General features: G+C 70.9%; 17 protein-coding genes and 1 tRNA gene. 6 read left to right on the forward strand and 12 right to left on the reverse strand.

All coding sequences use genetic code 11. The features are described from left to right. Positions 1–8 precede the first annotated feature (8 nt). A complete protein-coding gene (locus tag E8M80_RS00490) occupies positions 9–740 on the forward strand; it encodes a phosphoribosyltransferase (protein WP_255467488.1) in 732 nt (243 codons plus the stop codon). After that, positions 737–2,293, forward strand: coding sequence for an ABC transporter substrate-binding protein (locus E8M80_RS00495; RefSeq protein ID WP_137123692.1), 1,557 nt, complete (start codon positions 737–739; stop codon positions 2,291–2,293). The genes E8M80_RS00490 and E8M80_RS00495 overlap by 4 nt, the downstream gene beginning before the upstream one ends. Here the strand turns inward: E8M80_RS00495 and E8M80_RS00500 are convergent. After that, a complete protein-coding gene (locus E8M80_RS00500; protein WP_137123693.1) occupies positions 2,290–2,916 on the reverse strand; it encodes a heme-binding protein in 627 nt (208 codons plus the stop codon). The two genes, E8M80_RS00495 and E8M80_RS00500, sit on opposite strands and share 4 nt — an antisense overlap. Positions 2,917–3,025: 109 nt before the next feature. On the opposite strand from E8M80_RS00500, the gene E8M80_RS00505 reads away from it, so the two are divergent. The 4 genes from E8M80_RS00505 (at position 3,026) to E8M80_RS00520 (ending at position 9,376) form a co-directional block, all read left to right on the forward strand. Then, a complete protein-coding gene (locus E8M80_RS00505; RefSeq protein ID WP_137123694.1) occupies positions 3,026–5,881 on the forward strand; it encodes a molybdopterin oxidoreductase family protein in 2,856 nt (951 codons plus the stop codon). Beyond that, a complete protein-coding gene (locus E8M80_RS00510) occupies positions 5,878–6,621 on the forward strand; it encodes a 4Fe-4S dicluster domain-containing protein (protein WP_137123695.1) in 744 nt (247 codons plus the stop codon). Before E8M80_RS00505 ends, E8M80_RS00510 begins: the two co-directional genes overlap by 4 nt. After that, entirely contained in the window at positions 6,618–7,559 is a 942-nt protein-coding gene (locus E8M80_RS00515; protein ID WP_137123696.1) for a DmsC/YnfH family molybdoenzyme membrane anchor subunit, read from the forward strand. Before E8M80_RS00510 ends, E8M80_RS00515 begins: the two co-directional genes overlap by 4 nt. 233 nt (positions 7,560–7,792) lie before the next feature. Continuing rightward, complete coding sequence (locus tag E8M80_RS00520; RefSeq protein ID WP_170979127.1) at positions 7,793–9,376, forward strand: ABC transporter substrate-binding protein; 1,584 nt, start codon at positions 7,793–7,795, stop codon at positions 9,374–9,376. 148 nt (positions 9,377–9,524) lie between these two features. Here the strand turns inward: E8M80_RS00520 and E8M80_RS00525 are convergent. From E8M80_RS00525 to E8M80_RS00575, 11 genes are all read right to left on the reverse strand, one after another. Further along, positions 9,525–9,601: transfer RNA gene (locus E8M80_RS00525), tRNA-Pro, on the reverse strand. Positions 9,602–9,646: 45 nt separating this feature from the next. Beyond that, entirely contained in the window at positions 9,647–10,072 is a 426-nt protein-coding gene (locus E8M80_RS00530) for a MerR family transcriptional regulator (protein ID WP_137123698.1), read from the reverse strand. Then, entirely contained in the window at positions 10,069–10,374 is a 306-nt protein-coding gene (locus tag E8M80_RS00535; RefSeq protein ID WP_137123699.1) for an integration host factor subunit alpha, read from the reverse strand. Before E8M80_RS00535 ends, E8M80_RS00530 begins: the two co-directional genes overlap by 4 nt. A gap of 116 nt (positions 10,375–10,490) precedes the next feature. Next, the gene (locus tag E8M80_RS00540; protein ID WP_137123700.1) at positions 10,491–11,762 is read right to left on the reverse strand and encodes a TRAP transporter large permease; all 1,272 of its coding nucleotides are present in this window, start codon (positions 11,760–11,762) and stop codon (positions 10,491–10,493) included. Then, entirely contained in the window at positions 11,759–12,268 is a 510-nt protein-coding gene (locus E8M80_RS00545; protein ID WP_137123701.1) for a TRAP transporter small permease, read from the reverse strand. The genes E8M80_RS00540 and E8M80_RS00545 overlap by 4 nt, the downstream gene beginning before the upstream one ends. A gap of 15 nt (positions 12,269–12,283) precedes the next feature. After that, positions 12,284–13,303, reverse strand: a complete 1,020-nt coding sequence (dctP, locus tag E8M80_RS00550; protein ID WP_170979128.1) for a TRAP transporter substrate-binding protein DctP — start codon at positions 13,301–13,303, stop codon at positions 12,284–12,286. A gap of 132 nt (positions 13,304–13,435) precedes the next feature. Continuing rightward, positions 13,436–14,416 carry a beta-ketoacyl-ACP synthase III gene (locus tag E8M80_RS00555; RefSeq protein WP_137123703.1) on the reverse strand — a complete coding sequence of 327 codons (981 nt, stop codon included), beginning with the start codon at positions 14,414–14,416 and terminating at the stop codon, positions 13,436–13,438. 14 nt (positions 14,417–14,430) lie between these two features. Further along, positions 14,431–15,492, reverse strand: coding sequence for a phosphate acyltransferase PlsX (gene plsX, locus E8M80_RS00560; protein ID WP_137123704.1), 1,062 nt, complete (start codon positions 15,490–15,492; stop codon positions 14,431–14,433). A gap of 29 nt (positions 15,493–15,521) precedes the next feature. Further along, positions 15,522–15,722, reverse strand: a complete 201-nt coding sequence (gene rpmF / locus E8M80_RS00565; RefSeq protein WP_137123705.1) for a 50S ribosomal protein L32 — start codon at positions 15,720–15,722, stop codon at positions 15,522–15,524. Positions 15,723–15,811: 89 nt separating this feature from the next. Continuing rightward, positions 15,812–16,315, reverse strand: coding sequence for a DUF177 domain-containing protein (locus E8M80_RS00570; protein ID WP_137123706.1), 504 nt, complete (start codon positions 16,313–16,315; stop codon positions 15,812–15,814). Continuing rightward, the gene (locus tag E8M80_RS00575) at positions 16,305–16,859 is read right to left on the reverse strand and encodes a ubiquinol-cytochrome C chaperone family protein (RefSeq protein ID WP_137123707.1); all 555 of its coding nucleotides are present in this window, start codon (positions 16,857–16,859) and stop codon (positions 16,305–16,307) included. The genes E8M80_RS00570 and E8M80_RS00575 overlap by 11 nt, the downstream gene beginning before the upstream one ends. Positions 16,860–16,865: the final 6 nt, after the last annotated feature.

Genomic DNA, 16,865 nt, shown 5'->3' on the forward strand with positions numbered 1-16,865 from the left:
TTGCTGCGATGCGGCGAAGATGCCACGCTCATCGTCCCACCGCCACGGACCAGGCCATGGAGTTCTGGCAGACCTTCGACGCGCCGTCGCGCGATCCGGGCCCATTCACCGACCGCTACCCCGCGCCGATGCCGGATGGCGCACGGCTCGTGCTGCCACTGCGCGACTATGGGCAGATCGCGGTCGCCGGCTTCATCGCCAACCAGGCGGCGATTCCGGTCGTGCAGCGAATCGCACGCTGGATGGCCGACGCCGCGAGGGACATCGGCCCCGAGGTGGTGGTCGGCCTGCCCACGCTCGGCCAGGTCTTCGCGCCGCTGGTGGCCGAGGCGCTCGGCCATGCGAACTGGGTGGCCCCCGGATGGTCGCGCAAGCGCTGGTACGAGGACGGGCTGTCGGTGCTGGCCTCCTCCTCCACCGCGCCGGCGGAGCGGCGGCTCTGGCTCGACCCGCGCATCCGGCACCGGCTCGACGGGCGGCGCGTGCTGCTGGTGGACGACGTGATCTCGACCGGCAGTTCCGCGCTGGCCGGGCTGGCGCTGCTGGAGCGCGCCGGGGCGCGGCCGGCGGCGCTGCTGGTGGCGATGGCGCAGGGCGACCGCTGGCGCGGCGCCTGGCCCGTAGGCATCCCGGTGCGCGCGGCCTTCGCGACGCCGCTCTTCTCCCGCGCGCCGGGCGGCTGGATGCCGCGCGCGGGCAGCGCGCCGCTCGATACCCTGGCCTGGAAGGATGCCGCATGAAGCGCCTGCTGATCGCCGCCTTGACCGCCCTCGCGTTGCCGGCGGCAGCCCAGGACCGCGCAGAGCTGCGCATCGGGGTCGAGGCGGGGCCGACCAGCCTCGACCCGCATTTCGCCAGCCTGATCACGAACATCGCCTTCGCACGCCACGTCTTCCAGCCGCTGGTGGAACAGGATGCGCGCCAGGTGCTGCGCCCGGCCATCGCCAGGTCCTGGCGCGTGGTGGACGACACGACCTGGGAACTGCAGCTCGACCCCGATGCGCGCTTCAGCAACGGCCGGCCCGTCACCGCCGAGGATGTCGCCTTCACCATCGCCCGCGCCGGGGACGTGCCGAACTCGCCTTCCTCCTTCGGCTATGCGACGCGGCCGGTCGCGGCGGTCGAGACGGTCGGCCCGCACACCATCCGGCTGCGCACGCGCGGCCCCTTCCCGCTGCTGCTGAACCAGCTGGCGCTGGTCATGGTGGTGCCGAAGCGGGACGGGCTGACGACGGCGGCCTTCAACGACGGCTCCGCCATGATCGGCAGCGGTCCCTATCGCCTGGTGTCCTGGCAGCCGGGCCAGCCGGTCCGCTACGCGCGCAACCCGGCCTTCGCCGGCGTCGCGCCCGCGCACGCCACGGTCGAGTTCCGCCCGATCGCCAATGCGGGGTCGCGCGTGGCCGCGCTGCAGGCGGGCGATGTCGACCTGATCGAGATCGTGCCGCCGGACCAGTTCGAGGGCTTCCGCCGCGACGCCCGCTTCGCCGTCGCCGAGAGCCCGTCGAACCGACTGATCTTCCTAACGCTCGATTCGGATCGCGAGACCAGCCCGCATGTCCGCGCGCCGGAGGGCGCGCCGCTCGCCAACCCGCTGCGCGATGCGCGGGTGCGCCGCGCGCTGTCGCTCGCCATCAACCGGGAGGCGCTGGTCACGCGCGTCATGCAGGGCCAGGCCGTGGCCGCGGGCGACCTCGGCCCCGCCGGCTACTTCGGCACCTCCCCCGACCTGACGCCGCCGCCCTTCGACCTGGACGCCGCGCGCCGCCTGCTGGCCGAGGCCGGCTTCCCGCGCGGCTTCGCCGTGCAGGTGAACGGCCCGAACGACCGCTACGTGAACGACGAACGCGTGGTGCAGGCGATCGCGCAGATGTGGACGCGCCTCGGCCTCACCGTGACGGTCGAGACCAAGACGCGGTCGGTCTGGCTGCCGGAGGCCGCGCGGCTGATGTACTCGGTCAACCTCGCGGGCTTCTCGCCCAACCCGGAGGTGCTGGGGATGCTCGAGACGCAGATCCACACCTGGAACCGGGACCTCGGCCTCGGCACCGCGAACCGCGGCCGGTTCGGCAATCCGCAGATCGACGCCATCATCCAGCGCGCGCGGACCACCATGGACAACGCCGAACGCGAGCGTCTGACGCAGGAGGCGACGCGCCGGGCGCTGCGCGAGGAGACGGCGCTGATCCCGCTCTATTTCCAGGTCAACACCTGGGCGATGCGCCGCGGCGTCACCTATGAGGCGCGGACGGACGAGATGACGCTCGCCTTCTCGGCCGGGCGCGCGAACTAGCGCCGCGCGACGGGGACCACTACCTCGTTCCGCCGCAGCGCCGGCACGGTCCAGGGCGGGTCGTAGAACCAGCCCTGGACGGGGCCGGTCGCCGCCCAGGCCGAGCCTTCCAGCGCCGCCGCCAGGGCCGCGCCGCGTTCCGCGACCAGATCGGGCCGCGGCACGCCGGAGAACCGCAGCACGGCCACCGTTTCCTCCGGAACCGTCACCAGCGCCACGCGGGAATCGTCGGGGACGGGCAGCGTCTCCATCGTGAAGCGCGCCGGCATGAAGAACCGGATGCGCCAGGCGCCGTCCGAACCCTGCTGCGCGACGGGGGCGGTCATGGCGATCCGCTCGCCCCGCGCCTGCGCGACCGGCGCGGTCATGGCGATGCGGTCGCGCCGCGCATTGCCCCCGAAGATGTAGCCGGCGAGGCGCCGGAAGCCCTCGTTGCGGGCGGCCTCCTCGCCCCCCGCGACCTCGGTCTCGGCGGCGATGCGGGGCGCGTACCGGCGGATCTCGACCTCGCCCACCTGCTCCACCACCGCGAAGGCCGGTTCCTCCGTGCCGCTGCGGATGCCCACGACCGAACAGGCCCCTAGCAGCAGGGAAGACAGGATGGCGGGCAGGTGGGCGGGCATGGCGCGGGTCTCCGTCTCATCGACCGGATATGGCGCCACGCCCCCCTTTGCGCAGCCCCGGGGCCATGCGCTACTCCCATCCGGAAGACACCGAAGGGGCGACGACCACATGCCGGATGACGGCGGCGCGACCGACAGGATCGCCTACTCGGCGCCGATCGGCGACGAGGTGAAGACCACGACCTGCTACATGTGCGCCTGCCGCTGCGGCATCCGCGTGCATCTCAAGGACGGGCGCGTCCGCTACATCGAGGGCAACCCGGACCATCCGGTGAACAAGGGCGTGCTCTGCGGCAAGGGCAGCGCCGGGATCATGACGCAGTATTCGCCGGCCCGCCTGCAGGCGCCGCTGAAGCGCGTCGGCCCGCGCGGCTCCGGCGAATACGCCGAGATCAGCTGGGAGGAGGCGATGGAGACCGCCACCGGCTGGCTGAAGCACGTGCGGGAGACGGACCCGAAGAAGCTCGCCTTCTTCACCGGCCGCGACCAGTCCCAGTCGCTGACGGGCTTCTGGGCGGCGCAGTTCGGCACGCCCAATTTCGCGGCGCATGGCGGCTTCTGTTCCGTCAACATGGCGGCGGGCGGCCTCTACACCATCGGCGGGTCGTTCTGGGAATTCGGTGAGCCGGATTGGGAGCACGCGAAATACCTGATGATCTTCGGCGTCGCCGAGGATCATGACAGCAACCCCATCAAGATGGGCCTCGGCGCCATGAAGGGGCGGGGCGCCAAGATCGTCTCGGTAAACCCGGTGCGCACCGGCTATTCGGCCATCGCGGATGAATGGGTCGGCATCCGCCCGGGCACCGACGGGCTGTTCGTGATGGCGTTGATCCACGAACTGATCCGCACCGACCGCGTCGATGGCGAATTCCTGGTGCGCTACACCAACGCGCCCTGGCTGGTGGTACGCAATCCGGGCGGCGCCGATGACGGCCTGTTCGCCCGCGACGCCGAGGGCAAGCCGCTCGCCTGGGACCGCGCGCGCGGCGCGATCGCGGCCGATGACGTGACGCTGAGCGCCGTGCTGGTCGGCGACTTCACGCTGGAAGACGGCCGCCGCGTGCAGCCGGTCTTCAACCTGATGGCGGAACGCTACCTCGGCGCCGAATACGCGCCGGAGGCGGTCGCCGAACGCTGCGGCATGAGCGCCGAGCGCATCCGGCGCCTGGCCGCCGAGGTGGCCGACATCGCCTTCAACCATCCGCTGACGCTCGACATCCCCTGGACCGATGTCTGGGGCCGCAAGCACGACAAGATGGTCGGCCGCCCGGTGGCATTCCACGCGATGCGCGGCATCAGCGCCCATTCCAACGGCTTCCACACCTGCCGCGCGCTGCACCTGCTGCAGATGATCCTGGGTGCGGTCGATACGCCGGGCTCCTGGCGCTACAAGTCGCCCTTCCCGCGGCCGATCCCGCCCGGCCCCGGCCCCGCCGGCAAGGGCGCCAAGCCGAATACGCCGCTGGCCGGGAACATCCTGTCCTTCACCCATGGCCCTGACGACCTGCTCGTCGAGGATGACGGCACGCCGCTGCGCATCGACCATTCCTTCTCGTGGGAAGCGCCGCTCGGCCTGCACGGGATGATGCACACCGTCATCGGCAACGCCGAGAAGGGCGATCCCTACAAGATCGACACGCTGTTCATGTTCATGGCGAACATGGCCTGGAACAGCGCGATGAATCCGCTCGAGACCATCCGCTGCCTGACGGCGCAGGACGAGAATGGCGACTACGTCATCCCGCACATCATCTATTCGGACGCCTATTTCAGCGAGACGGTCCCCTATGCCGACCTGATCCTGCCCGACACGACCTACCTGGAACGCTGGGACGCGATCAGCATCCTCGACCGCCCGATCGGATCGTCCCACGGGCCGGGCGATGCCATCCGCCAGCCCGTCATCAAGCCCGACCGCGACGTGCGCCCCTTCCAGGAGGTGCTGATCGAACTCGGCGCCCGCCTCGGCCTGCCGGCCTTCGTGAAGGAGGACGGCAGCCCGAAGTTCAAGGACTATCCGGACTACATCGTGAACCACCAGCGCATGCCGGGCGTGGGGCCGCTCGCCGGCTGGCGGGGCGAGGACGGCTCGAAGAAGGGCGTCGGCGAACCCAACCCGGACCAGCTGCAGCGCTACATCGACAATGGCTGTTTCTGGCGACACAACCTCGCGCCGGAAGAGTCCTACTTCAAGCACGCCAACGCGACCTACCTCGCGAACGCCAAGGCGATGGGGATGATGGGCAATGCGAACCAGATCGTGCTGCAGATCTGGTCCGAGCCGCTGCAGAAATTCCGCCTGGCCGCCGAGGGCCACGGCACCAAGCAGCCGCCCGAGAACCTGCGCGAGCGCGTGCGCACCTATTGCGACCCGCTGCCCTTCTGGTACGCGCCGCTCGAGCAGCAGCAGCACGACACCGAGCCCTTCCCTCTGTCCGCCGTCACGCAGCGGCCGATGGCGATGTATCATTCCTGGGGCTCGATGAACGCCTGGCTCAGGCAGATCCACGGGTCGAACAAGCTGTACATGTCGCGCGAACGCGCCACGGCCGAAGGGCTGGCGCAGGACGACTGGGTCTGGGTGGAAAGCCGCAGCGGCCGAGTGAAGGCGCAATTGTCGCTGATGGAAGGCGTCAACCGCGACACGGTCTGGACCTGGAATGCCATCGGCAAGCGCGCCGGCGCCTGGATGCTGAGCCCGGATGCCGCGGAAGCGCAGCGCGGCTTCCTGCTGAACCACGTCATCAGCGAATGGCTGCCCGCGCAGGCCGGCCCGCGGCTGGCCAATGCCGACCCCGTCACGGGCCAGGCCGCCTGGTACGACCTCCGCGTGAAGGTGACGAAATGCGCGCCGGAGGAAGCCGGCGTGACCGACCCCTTCCCCACCATGCTGGAGCCGCCGCCCGACATGCCGGCAACACCCGACATCCTTCGCTTCAACGCAGGGGGGCCGAAGCCGTGACGTCCCTTCCGACACCGCAGCCCGGCGCGAAGAAGCTCGGGCTGGTCATCGACCTCGACACCTGCGTCGGCTGCCATGCCTGCGCGACCAACTGCAAGGAATGGAACACGAGCGGACACATGGCGCCGCTGCCGGATCGCAACCCGTATTCCGCGGGGCAGGAAGGCGTCTGGTTCAACCGCGTCCATTCCTACGAGGCCGGCGACGGGGAAGACGGCCGCACGGTCCACTTCCCGCGGTCGTGCCTGCATTGCGAGACGCCCGCCTGCGTCACCGTCTGCCCCACCGGCGCGTCCTACAAGCGCGCCGAGGACGGCATCGTGCTGGTCAACACCGACATGTGCATCGGCTGCCAGCTGTGCGCCTGGGCCTGCCCCTATGGCGCGCGGGAATTCGACGACGACCAGGGTGTCATGAAGAAGTGCACGCTCTGCGTCGACCGCATCTACAACGAGACCATCCCCGAGAAGCAGCGCGTGCCGGCCTGCGTCTCCACCTGCCCGGCCAATGCGCGCCATTTCGGCGACCTCGGCGACCCGGAGAGCGCGGTGTCGAAGCTGGTCGCGGACCGCGGCGGGTTCGAACTGATGCCGGAACTCGGCTACAAGCCGGTCAACCGCTACCTGCCGCCGCGGCGCGCGCCCAAGGCCGATGCCGGGCCGCCCAAGGATGCCGGCCCGCTGCCGTCCCAGATCACCAACCCGCTGCTGCGCTGGGTGGACAAGGTGCTGTCCCGATGAACCCGGCGCCGTCCATCGTCTTCTTCACCGTGGCGTCGGGCGCCGGCTACGGGATGCTGTTCTGGATGGGGCTGCTGCGCCCGCTCGGCCTGGTGCCCGGCACGCCGGGCTTCGGCGCGGCTGCGCTCGGCCTCGCGCTGGTGCTGGTCATGCTCGGGCTGCTGTCGTCCACCGCGCATCTCGGCCGGCCGGAACGGGCGTGGCGGGCGGTCAGCCAGTGGCGCTCCTCCTGGCTGTCGCGGGAGGGCGTCGCGGCGATCGCGACCTTCGCGCCAGCCGGGCTGTTCTTCATCGGCACGATCGGCGACGGCGGCGCCTTCACCACGCTGATGGGCCTGCTCTCCGCCCTCGGTGCGGTCGTGACTGTGTACTGCACCGGCATGATCTACGCCTCGCTGAAGCCGATCCGGCAGTGGCACCACCCGCTGGTCACGCCCGGCTACCTGCTGTTCGCCGCCTTCTCGGGCGCCGCACTGCTGGCGATGCTCGGCGCCTTCTGGGGCCAGGCGGCCGGGCCGGCGGCGATCGCGGCGCTGCTCGGCGCGCTCGGCTTCGCGCTGAAGCGCGCCTATTGGGCCAGCGTCGATGCCGCGCGGCCGGTCTCGACCGCGGAAAGCGCCACGGGCCTCGGCTTCATCGGCAAGGTGCGGCCGCTCGACCCGCCGCACACCGAGACCAACTACCTGCTGCGGGAGATGGGCTTTCGCATCGCCCGCGCCCATGCCGCGCGGTTGCGCCTGATCGCCTCCGTCGCGGGCTTCGCGGCGCCGGCGGTGCTCCTGGCGCTCGCCCTCGTCGTGGGGGGCGTGGCTGGCGGGCTGCTGGCGGTGCTCGGCACCGCCTCGGCGCTGCTCGGCCTGGTGGCCGAACGCTGGCTGATGTTCGCCGAGGCGACGCACACCGTGACCCTCTACTACGGAGGCGAGGCGCGGGGCTGATACGGCCGGTCAAAGGGCCTGACGCATCCGCGCGCAGGGTTGGCGGGCGCCCATCGAAGCCCGCTTCGATGGGACCCGGTTTGGCGGCTGCATGAAAAATCCATGACGTGCCAGCGGCCGCGCGACTTCTTCACGAGCCAACGCATGCGGCCGCTGGCATGAGGCCGCGCCGCTTGCGCCGGCGGCCCGCTTCGCCAAGGATCACCGGGAACGAACCCCGGGAGGCCACGGCCATGAAGCGTTCCGAATTCCTCAAGGCAGTCGCCGCATCCGCCGGCGCGGCGACCTTCGGCCTGCCGCACCTGGCGCGCGCCCAGGCGCCGGGCCTGCGCGCCGGCATCAAGCTCACGCCAACCTCGCTCGACCCGCATTTCCGCCTTTCGGGCGAGCAGGCCATCCTGCGCGCCATGCATGCGCGCCTGGTCGGCATGACCGCCGACGGCAAGCCCGAGCCCGGCATCGCGGAATCCTGGCGCCCCATCGGCGACAACACGGTGTGGGAATTCAAGATCCGCGCGGATGCGAAATTCAGCGACGGCAGCCCCATCACGGCCGAGGACGTCGCCTATTCCATCGCCCGGGTGCCGACCATCACGGGCTCGGCCGGCGCCTACCACATCTTCGTCCGCGCCATCACGGGGACCGAGGTGAAGGACGCGCGCACGCTGCATATCCGCACCGCCCAGCCCTATCCCTTCATGGCCGAGGACATGACCGAGATCGCGGTGCTGTCGAAGTCGCTCGGGGCCGGGCTGCGGACGGCGGATTTCAACGCGAAGGAGGTGCGGGTCTTCTCCGGCCCCTATACGCTCACGGACTACCGCTTCGGCGAGTTCATCGAGATGCGGCGCAACCCGCACTGGACCGGCGCCGCGCCCGCCTTCGAGACGGCGAACTTCAAGGTCATCTCGTCCGACGCCAGCCGCATGGCGGCGCTGATCGCGGGCGACGTGCAGGCGGTGGACGAGGTCTCGATCCCGGACATCCCGCGCCTGCGCCGCGACGCGAACCTCAACGTCACCCAGACCGCCGGCATGCGGGTGATGTATGTCGCGATGGACATGGACCGCGACGCCTCCCCCTTCGTGCGGGACGCCGCCGGCCAGCCCATGACGCGCAATCCGCTCAAGGATGCGCGCGTGCGCCAGGCGCTCTCGCTGGCGCTGAACCGCCAGGCGATCGTGGAGCGCGTGATGGAGGGGGCGGCGACCGTCGCGTCGAACCTGTTGCCCGAAGGCACGCCCGGCACCTCGGCCAACCTGCGCGTCGTGCAGCAGGACGTGGCGCGCGCCCGCGCGCTGCTGGTCGAAGCCGGCTATCCGAACGGCTTCCAGCTGACCATCCACGCAACCAACGACCGCTACCCGAACGACGAGAAGGTGGCGCAGGCGATCGCGCAGTTCTGGACACGGATCGGCGTGCGCACCGAGGTCGCGACGCTGCCGAACGCAGCCTACTTCCCGGCGGCGTCGCGCCAGACCTTCAGCGTGATGGCGGCGCAGTACGGCGCGGACAACGTCTCCTACGCCTACCGCGCGCTGGTCCACACCTTCGACCGGGAACGCGGCCTTGGCACCGCCAACCGCACGCGGCATTCGAGCCCGCGGGCCGATGCGCTGGTCGCGCAGGCGCTGACCGAGATGGACGACGCAAAGCGCAACGGCCTGCTCGCCCAGGCCGCCGACATCGCGATCGGGGAGGACGCGATCATCCACATGGTCTACCACCCGGCCTATGTGTATGCGGCGCGCAAGCCGCTGAGCGTCACGCCCTACTACAATGGAGCGTTCCTGCCGCAGGCGGTGACCCGGGGGTAGGCGGCCGGAAGGCGGCCCGAGGTTCGCCTCGGGCCGGGACCGCAGGGCGCGAGCGCGCCCGGGCTGACAGCGGATACCTGGGCGCCGGCGCGATACGCGAAGCGAAGGGCCGTGGAAAAGAGCCGTCCGGCGCTTAAGGGGGAAGAAATGGTCGGAGCGGCGGGATTCGAACCCACGACCCCCAGTCCCCCAGACTGATGCGCTACCAGGCTGCGCTACGCTCCGACCGGGCGCGCGGTGTAGCACCGCGCGGGGCGCCTTGAAACCCCCTCAGGCGGCGAGTGCGCGCAGGTCGCGCGCGATCGCCTCCAGCTCCGCCAGCGCATCGCGCAGCGCCGCGGTCTCCTGCTCCTCGGCCGCCGGGGGCGGGTCGCCCAGCGGCAGCTCGCCGGTCGCGGCCGCCTGCGGGCCTTCGTCCGTGCCGTCGCGCAGCAGGCGCTGCACGCCCTTGATCGTGTAGCCCTGGGTGTAGAGCAGGTCGGAGATGCGCCGCAGCAGCGCGATGTCCTCCGGCCGGTAGTAGCGGCGGCCACCACCGCGCTTGAGCGGCTTGAGCTGCGGGAACTTGGTTTCCCAGAAGCGCAGCACGTGCTGCGGGATGTGCAGGTCGTCCGCCACCTCGCTGATGGTGCGGAAGGCGGTCGGCGCCTTGCGCGGGCGGGCGCGGCCCTCGGACTCGGGAAGGTCCTCGCTCATTCGTCCTCGCCCACCGGCTCGTTGTTGATGCGCGCCTTCAGGACCTGGGACGGGCGGAAGGACAGTACCTTCCGCGGCAGGATCGGCACCTCCACCCCGGTCTTGGGGTTGCGCCCGATCCGCTGGCCCTTCTGGCGCACCAGGAAGGTGCCGAAGGCCGAGATCTTGACGGGCTCCCCGGCCTCGAGCGCGGCCGAGACACGCTCCAGCACCGTCTCGAGCAATGCGGCGCTTTCGTTCCGCGACAAGCCGACATTGGCGTAGATCGCCTCCGCCAACTGTGCCCGCGTGACCGTGTTCATGTCAGGAAAATTCCCGCAACCCCTTCAAGACCAACAGGAAACCGGCAACGCCGCCGCGCGTCAACCCAATTGCGCGCCGGCGTCACGGTTTCCGTGGGCGCCGCCCCTGCACTGCCTCAGCCGTAGACAAGGTTCGGCAGGAACAGCGAGATGGCCGGCACGTAGGTGATCAGCAGCAGCAGCAGGAACATCAGAACGAGGAACGGCCAGATGCCGCGCACCACCTCCGACAGCGGGCAGCGCAGGATCGCCGCCAGGACGAAGAGGTTGAGCCCGACCGGCGGCGTCAGCAGCGCGATTTCCATGTTCATCACGGTGACGACGCCGAAATGCACCGGGTCCACGCCGAGCGGCTGGAGCATCGGCAACACCACCGGCATGGTCAGCAGCAGCACCGAGAACACCTCGAGGAACATGCCGAGGATCAGCAGCAGCACGTTCACGCCCATCAGGAACTGCCACCAGGTCAGGCCGAGTTCCGTCGCCCAGGTCACGGCGCGGGTCGCGATGCCGGCTTCCGTCACCCAGTGCCCGAAGATGAGCGCGAGCGCGATGATGATCATGATCGCCGCCGCGTTGCGCACCGCCTCCGCCATCACCGGCAGCAGCGTCGAGAAGGTGACGCCCTTGTAGACGAAGACCGACAGGACGATCGCGACGATCGCCGACAGCGCGGCGCATTCGGTCAGCGTCACGACGCCGCCATAGAGCCCGCCCAGCACGATCACCGGTACCGAGAGCGCCGGCAGCGCGTGCACCGTGCGGCGCCAGCGTTCCTCCTTCGGCACCTTCGCTTCCTGCGCGTATCCCTTGCGCCGCGCGTAGTAGACCACCCAGCCGCCGATCGCCGCCGCCTGCAGCAGGCCGGGGATGACGCCGGCCAGGAACAGCCGCGTGATCGCCTCGTCCGCCAGCACGCCATAGACCACGAAGGCGAGCGATGGCGGGATCAGGATGCCGAGCGTGCCCGACGCCGCGACGATTCCGGCCGCGAAGTGCCGTTCATACCCCGCGCGCAGCATGGCCGGCACGAGCACCGTGCCCATCGCCATGGCCGTCGCGACGGACGATCCGCACATCGCCGCGAAGATGGTGCAGGAGGCGACGCAGACGAGGCCGAGACCGCCCGGGATGCCGCCCACCCAGGCCTCGGCGCCGCCGATCAGCGCCTTCGCCACGTTGCCGCGTTCCATGAACACCGCGGCCGCGACGAAATATGGCACCGCTAGCAGCGTGGTCGAGTTCAGCTCGTCCACGATCTTCTGCGCCATCGGCAGCAGCGGCTGGCCTTCCGAGACGAAGACCAGCATCGAGGTGGCGCCCATCACGAGCCAGATGGGCACGCCGAAGATCAGCAGCGCCGCGAACAGCGGCCAGACCAGCGTCATGTCCTGCGCCCCCCGATGCCGAAGGCGTGCGCCATGCGGATGATGTAGCGCAGCGTCATCAGCGCCATGCCAACGAACAAGGAAGCGGCATAGATCCAAAGCGGGAAGCGCAGCGTGGTGGTCGAGACGTCGCCGAAATCCCAGGTCTCGTAGGTCACGAGCCAGGCGTACCAGGTGAGCACCCCGGCCACGAACAGCCCGAGCGCATCGGCGAAGACGCCGAGCACCTTCTGCAGCGCCACCGGCAGCATGCCGACGAAGAGATCCGCCTTGATGTGCCGGTTCGCCGCCGTGATCGCCGCGAAGGACAGGCAGACCGCCCAGACGACGAGGTAGACCTGGACCTCGTCCCCCCATTCGATCGCGTGCTGTGGCGCGAAGGTGCGCAGCGCAACGTTGAGGGAGGCGAGGCTCAGCGCGGCGAGGCCGAGCCCCCCCACCAGGACCGCGTCGATGCGGTCGAGCAGGCCGCGGGGTTCATCCGCGGCCTCCGGCACGTATTCCATGCGGATCGCGCGGCGTCAGACGGCGACGCCGGCGGCGCGGATCTCGCGCAGCACGGTGGCGACCAGGTCGCGGTCCATCCCGATCTCGGAGACCACCTGGTCCTGCGTCGCCATCAGGCGGCGGCGCGCGGCGGCGGCAGCGTCCTGGCTCGCCGTCACGATCGTGATGTTGTTCTGCAGCAAGATGCCGCGCGCGGCGGTCTGCGCGGCGGCGGCCTCGGCGCGCTCCTTGTCGACCGATTCCTCCCAGATGCGCGTCAGCGTCGTGCGCTCGGCCGCGCTCAACTTGCCCCAGAGCACCTGGCTGACCATCGGGATGTACTGGTTGAAGGTCTGGAAGTCCTCGAAGGAATAGCGCACGCCGGCATCCCAGAGCTTCGCCGTGTTGGCGCTCTCATGGGTGGTGACCAGGCCGTCGACCGTCCGCTGGCTGAGCGCCAGCGGCACGTCGGGCCAGGGCACCAGCACCGGGTTGGCGCCGAGCGTGCGGATGCGCGCCGCATTCGCCGACCCGCCCGGATGGCGGATGCGCAGCCCCTCGAGGTCGGCGAAGGAATTGAGCGGCTTGCCCGTCGAATAGAAATGCTGCGCGCCGAGGTCGAACCAGCGCCCCAGCACCTTCACCCGCAGCCGTTCCTCGAGCTTGCGGTTGATCTGCTGCCCCGCGGCGCCGTCCAGGATCCGGTGCAGGAGTGCGGGGTCGAGCCCGTAGAACATCGGCAGCGACGGCAACGCCGCGTCGGGCGCTATGCCGTCGAGGTTCCACCAGCCGGCGATCCCCATCTCGACGCCGCCCTGGCGCAGCGCGCGGGGGACGTCGCGGTCGCGGAACAGCTGTGCGGAGGGGAAGACCTGCGGCGCGAGGCGCGGGATCTCGGCGCGGATCCGCACGGCGAAGGCTTCGGCATTGCGGTTGCGGACATGGGTCGGATTGGTGTCGAGCGCGATCCGCATCTGCTCGTTCGCGTGGCCCGGTCGAGCGGCCAGCGTCGCGGCCGACCCGATGATTCCGAACATGAAGGGACGACGCATCATGTCCCGATCCTCCCGTTTGGCCCCGCTTCGACGCAGGTGCCGGTTCAACAAGAAAGCGGGCATCTCTGCCCGCAGCGATGCCCCATCATACCGGATGGGTGCAGGTTCCTGTCAAACCGGGATCGGTCCGGATCAGAAACGGACCAGCGTCGCGCCCCAGGTGAGGCCGCCGCCAATCGCCTCCATGACCACGAGGTCGCCATCGGCGATGCGCCCGTCCTGGCGCGCCTCGGCGAGCGCGAGCGGGATGGAGGCGGCCGAGGTATTGGCGTGGCGGTCGACCGTGACGACCACACGCTCCTTCGGCAGGTTCAGCTTGCGGCCCATCGCCTCGATGATGCGGGCATTGGCCTGGTGCGGCACGAGCCAGCGCAGGTCGGCATGGGTCAGGCCGTTCGCCTCCAGCGCCTCATCGACCACGGCGGCGAGCTTCGTCACCGCGTGGCGGAACACTTCCTTGCCCGCCATGCGCAGCAGGCCGGCGCCGCCCGTGGAGCCCGCGCCGCCCTCGATGTTCAGGATGTCGCCGAAGCGGCCATCGGCATGCAGGTGGCAGGACAGGATGCCGCGGTCGGCGACCGTGCCGCCGTTCTCCTCGGCGCGCAGCAGCACCGCGCCCGCGCCGTCGCCGAACAGAACGCAGGTGCCGCGGTCGGTCCAGTCGAGGATGCGCGAATACACCTCGGTGCCGATGACCAGCACGCAGCGCGCGGCGCGGGTGCGGATCAGGCTGTCGGCCACGCCCATGGCATAGACGAAGCCGGTGCAGGCCGCGGCCATGTCGAAGGCGAAGCCCTTCGTTGCGCCGATCCTGGCCTGGATGCGCACCGCGGTCGCGGGGAAGGCGCTGTCGGGGGTCGAGGTCGCGACCAGGATGGCATCGACCTCGCTGGCGTCGACGCCGGCATGGGCCAGCGCGTCCAGCGCCGCGGCCGCGCCCATGTCGGACGCGGTCTCGCCCGGGGCCGCCATGTGGCGGAAGCCGATGCCGGTCCGGTCGCGGATCCAGGCGTCCGAGGTCTCGATGCCGTGCAGCGCGGCGAGGTCGTCGTTGGACAGCCGCCGCTCGGGCAGGTAGCCGCCGCAGCCGGCGATCGTCGCGCGCAGGACCATGGGCCGTCGTGCCTTCAGCGGGGATCGGCCGGGATGCGCGGCCCGGCCGAGGAGAGCCGCGTCAGCCCGACGCGGATCTGGTCGGTGAAGCGGTGCGTCACCATGTCCATCGCGACATCGACGGCATGGGCGAAGCCCACGGCATCCGTGCCGCCATGCGACTTCACGACCACGCCGTTCAGCCCGATCAGGATGGCGCCGTTGTAGCGCCGCGGGTCCATCCATTCGCGGAGGCGATCGAGCGCCGGGCGCGCCAGCAGGTAGCCCATGCGCGCCGGCACGCTGCTCGTGAAGACCTGGCGCAGCAGGTCCCGCATCAGCTTGAGCGCACCCTCCCCGGTCTTGAGCGCGACATTGCCGGTGAAGCCGTCGGTCACGACCACGTCGGTCGTGCCGGCCGTGATGTCGTGGCCCTCGACGAAGCCGCGGAACTGCGCGCCAATGTGCGAATCGCGCAGCACCTCGGCGGCGTGGCGGACGCGGTCGTCGCCCTTCAGTTCCTCGGAGCCCACGTTGAGCAGCCCGATGGTCGGGCTGGTCAGGCCGAGCACGGCGCGCGCGAAGGCGTCGCCCATCACCGCGAACTCGACCAGGTTGCGCGCGTCGCACTGCACGTTGGCGCCGAGGTCGAGCAGGACGACGTCGCCGCGCGCCGAGGGCCCGATCGCGGCGAGAGCCGGCCGGTCGATCTCGGGCATGGTCTTGATGACGATCTTGGACAGCGCCATCAAAGCGCCCGTGTTGCCGGCCGAGACGATGCCGGCCGCCTCGCCCCCCGCGACCGCGTCGATCGCGACGCGCATGGACGACCCGCGCACGCGCAGCGCGGCGGTCGGCTTCATGTCGCCGGAGATGCGGTCGGGCGCGTGGCGCAGGCTGCAGGCCCGGGCCGCGCGCTTGCGCCGCGCCAGGGCACCGCCGACCAGCGCCTCGTCACCCACCAGCAGGAATCGCGCCTCGGGATGCCGTTCGGCCGCGAGCTCAAGCCCGTCGAGCACCACATCGGGCGCCTGGTCGCCGCCCATGGCGTCGATCGCAAGCGCGAAGGGCGGAGAAGACCCCGTCACGTGGAACATCCCCGCCGCGCGTGGCTCTGCACCGCGGCTCAGCTGCGGATGGTCTGGCCCACGCGCTCCGCCGCCACCACTTCACGGCCGTCGTAGTGGCCGCAGTGGGAGCAGACATGATGCGGGCGCTTGAGTTCGCCGCAGTTGGAGCACTCCTGGTACGAGGGCGCGCTGAGCGCCTCGTGGCTGCGACGCATGCCGCGGCGGGAGGGCGAAACCTTCTTCTTCGGAACGGCCATGGCGCCGAGCCTCTTTCGAATTCAACGAGATTGCAGAATAGCGGGAAGCCGGGCCTTAGCACCCGCCCCCGCAGGGCGCAAGCGCGGGGTCAGGATCCGGGCGGCCCCCGGCGCGGCAGGGAGGCCAGCGCCGCGAAGGGCCCGCCCGTCTCCCCCGAGGCTTCCGGCGCCAGTTCCGCCCCGGGGGCGCGCGGATAGGGATCGAGTGCCAGGGCGAGTTGTTCCGCGAGCGCCTCCCCCAGGTCGACAACGTCGCCCTCGGCCTCGATCTCGTCCGGCGCCTCCGGGTCGTCGGACGGCTCCCCGCCGGGCGGCAGGATGCGGAGCGCCACCTTCTCCTCGACCGCCTGCATCACGGGCTCGAGCGTCACGACGCAATCCTGAACGACCTCGGCCGAGAGCCGGCCACCGATGGTGACGCCGCCGCCGGGCTCGGGTCGGAGCCGGACCACCGCCTCGAGGCGGTTGATCGCCGGGATCGCGAAGCGCCGGGCGAGCGCGGCGCATTCCGCGGCCGAGGCGGCCAGACGTTCCTCCCGCCCCGCGGGCGGCAGCCGCGCGAAGGACCGGACGCGCGAGAATTCAGGCGTCATGGAGCAGCCCCCCGGCCGCCAGGAACGCCGCCTCCCCCGCCGCGAGCGCCGCGATCCCCTGGCCCGCCAGATGCGCCGCCTGCCCGCGCGCCAGGCCGGCCAGTCGCGACGGCGCGCCATCGGGCGGCTCGCCGACCCAGACGTTGCGCGCCAGCGCCTCGGCCAAGGCGGGCTCGTCCGCCGCCTCGAGCGCCGCCTCATAGGCCAGGGCGCGGCCATGGAAGGCTTCCCACATCCGCCGGACCCGCTTGCCGACGGACAGGTCGCCCACCCCCATCTCCCGGAGGTTCAGGTCCATGTCGGCGAACATCGCGTCGAACACCGCCTGCGCGAGCGCAGGGCCGCGCGGGTCGGGATCGGTGCGCAGCCGGCGGATCAGCAGCGCGACATGCAGGCTGACCAGGTCGAACCGGCCCTCGACCGTGTCGGGCACGCCGAGTCGTCCGAACAGCAGCGGATCGCGCGCCGCGGCGACGGCGGCGCCGTAGAGTTGGAAGCCGGCCCGCTCGTGCGGTCGGCGGCGGAACATGGTGAACAGGCCCATCGGTCG

The organism is Roseomonas sp. HF4 (assembly GCF_005222755.1).
GTDB lineage: Bacteria > Pseudomonadota > Alphaproteobacteria > Acetobacterales > Acetobacteraceae > Neoroseomonas.

Excerpts from the sequence above, each read along its gene's own strand:
- E8M80_RS00490 (WP_255467488.1), top strand. The coding sequence starts at position 9 with ATGCGGCGAAGATGCCACGCTCATCGTCCCACCGCCACGGACCAGGCC.
- E8M80_RS00500 (WP_137123693.1), bottom strand. The coding sequence starts at position 2,916 with ATGCCCGCCCACCTGCCCGCCATCCTGTCTTCCCTGCTGCTAGGGGCC.
- E8M80_RS00515 (WP_137123696.1), top strand. The coding sequence starts at position 6,618 with ATGAACCCGGCGCCGTCCATCGTCTTCTTCACCGTGGCGTCGGGCGCC.
- E8M80_RS00575 (WP_137123707.1), bottom strand. The coding sequence starts at position 16,859 with ATGGGCCTGTTCACCATGTTCCGCCGCCGACCGCACGAGCGGGCCGGC.
- plsX (WP_137123704.1), bottom strand. The coding sequence starts at position 15,492 with ATGTTCCACGTGACGGGGTCTTCTCCGCCCTTCGCGCTTGCGATCGAC.
- E8M80_RS00495 (WP_137123692.1), top strand. The coding sequence starts at position 737 with ATGAAGCGCCTGCTGATCGCCGCCTTGACCGCCCTCGCGTTGCCGGCG.
- E8M80_RS00505 (WP_137123694.1), top strand. The coding sequence starts at position 3,026 with ATGCCGGATGACGGCGGCGCGACCGACAGGATCGCCTACTCGGCGCCG.
- E8M80_RS00535 (WP_137123699.1), bottom strand. The coding sequence starts at position 10,374 with ATGAACACGGTCACGCGGGCACAGTTGGCGGAGGCGATCTACGCCAAT.
- rpmF (WP_137123705.1), bottom strand. The coding sequence starts at position 15,722 with ATGGCCGTTCCGAAGAAGAAGGTTTCGCCCTCCCGCCGCGGCATGCGT.
- E8M80_RS00555 (WP_137123703.1), bottom strand. The coding sequence starts at position 14,416 with ATGGTCCTGCGCGCGACGATCGCCGGCTGCGGCGGCTACCTGCCCGAG.
- E8M80_RS00570 (WP_137123706.1), bottom strand. The coding sequence starts at position 16,315 with ATGACGCCTGAATTCTCGCGCGTCCGGTCCTTCGCGCGGCTGCCGCCC.
- E8M80_RS00530 (WP_137123698.1), bottom strand. The coding sequence starts at position 10,072 with ATGAGCGAGGACCTTCCCGAGTCCGAGGGCCGCGCCCGCCCGCGCAAG.
- E8M80_RS00520 (WP_170979127.1), top strand. The coding sequence starts at position 7,793 with ATGAAGCGTTCCGAATTCCTCAAGGCAGTCGCCGCATCCGCCGGCGCG.
- dctP (WP_170979128.1), bottom strand. The coding sequence starts at position 13,303 with ATGATGCGTCGTCCCTTCATGTTCGGAATCATCGGGTCGGCCGCGACG.
- E8M80_RS00540 (WP_137123700.1), bottom strand. The coding sequence starts at position 11,762 with ATGACGCTGGTCTGGCCGCTGTTCGCGGCGCTGCTGATCTTCGGCGTG.
- E8M80_RS00545 (WP_137123701.1), bottom strand. The coding sequence starts at position 12,268 with ATGGAATACGTGCCGGAGGCCGCGGATGAACCCCGCGGCCTGCTCGAC.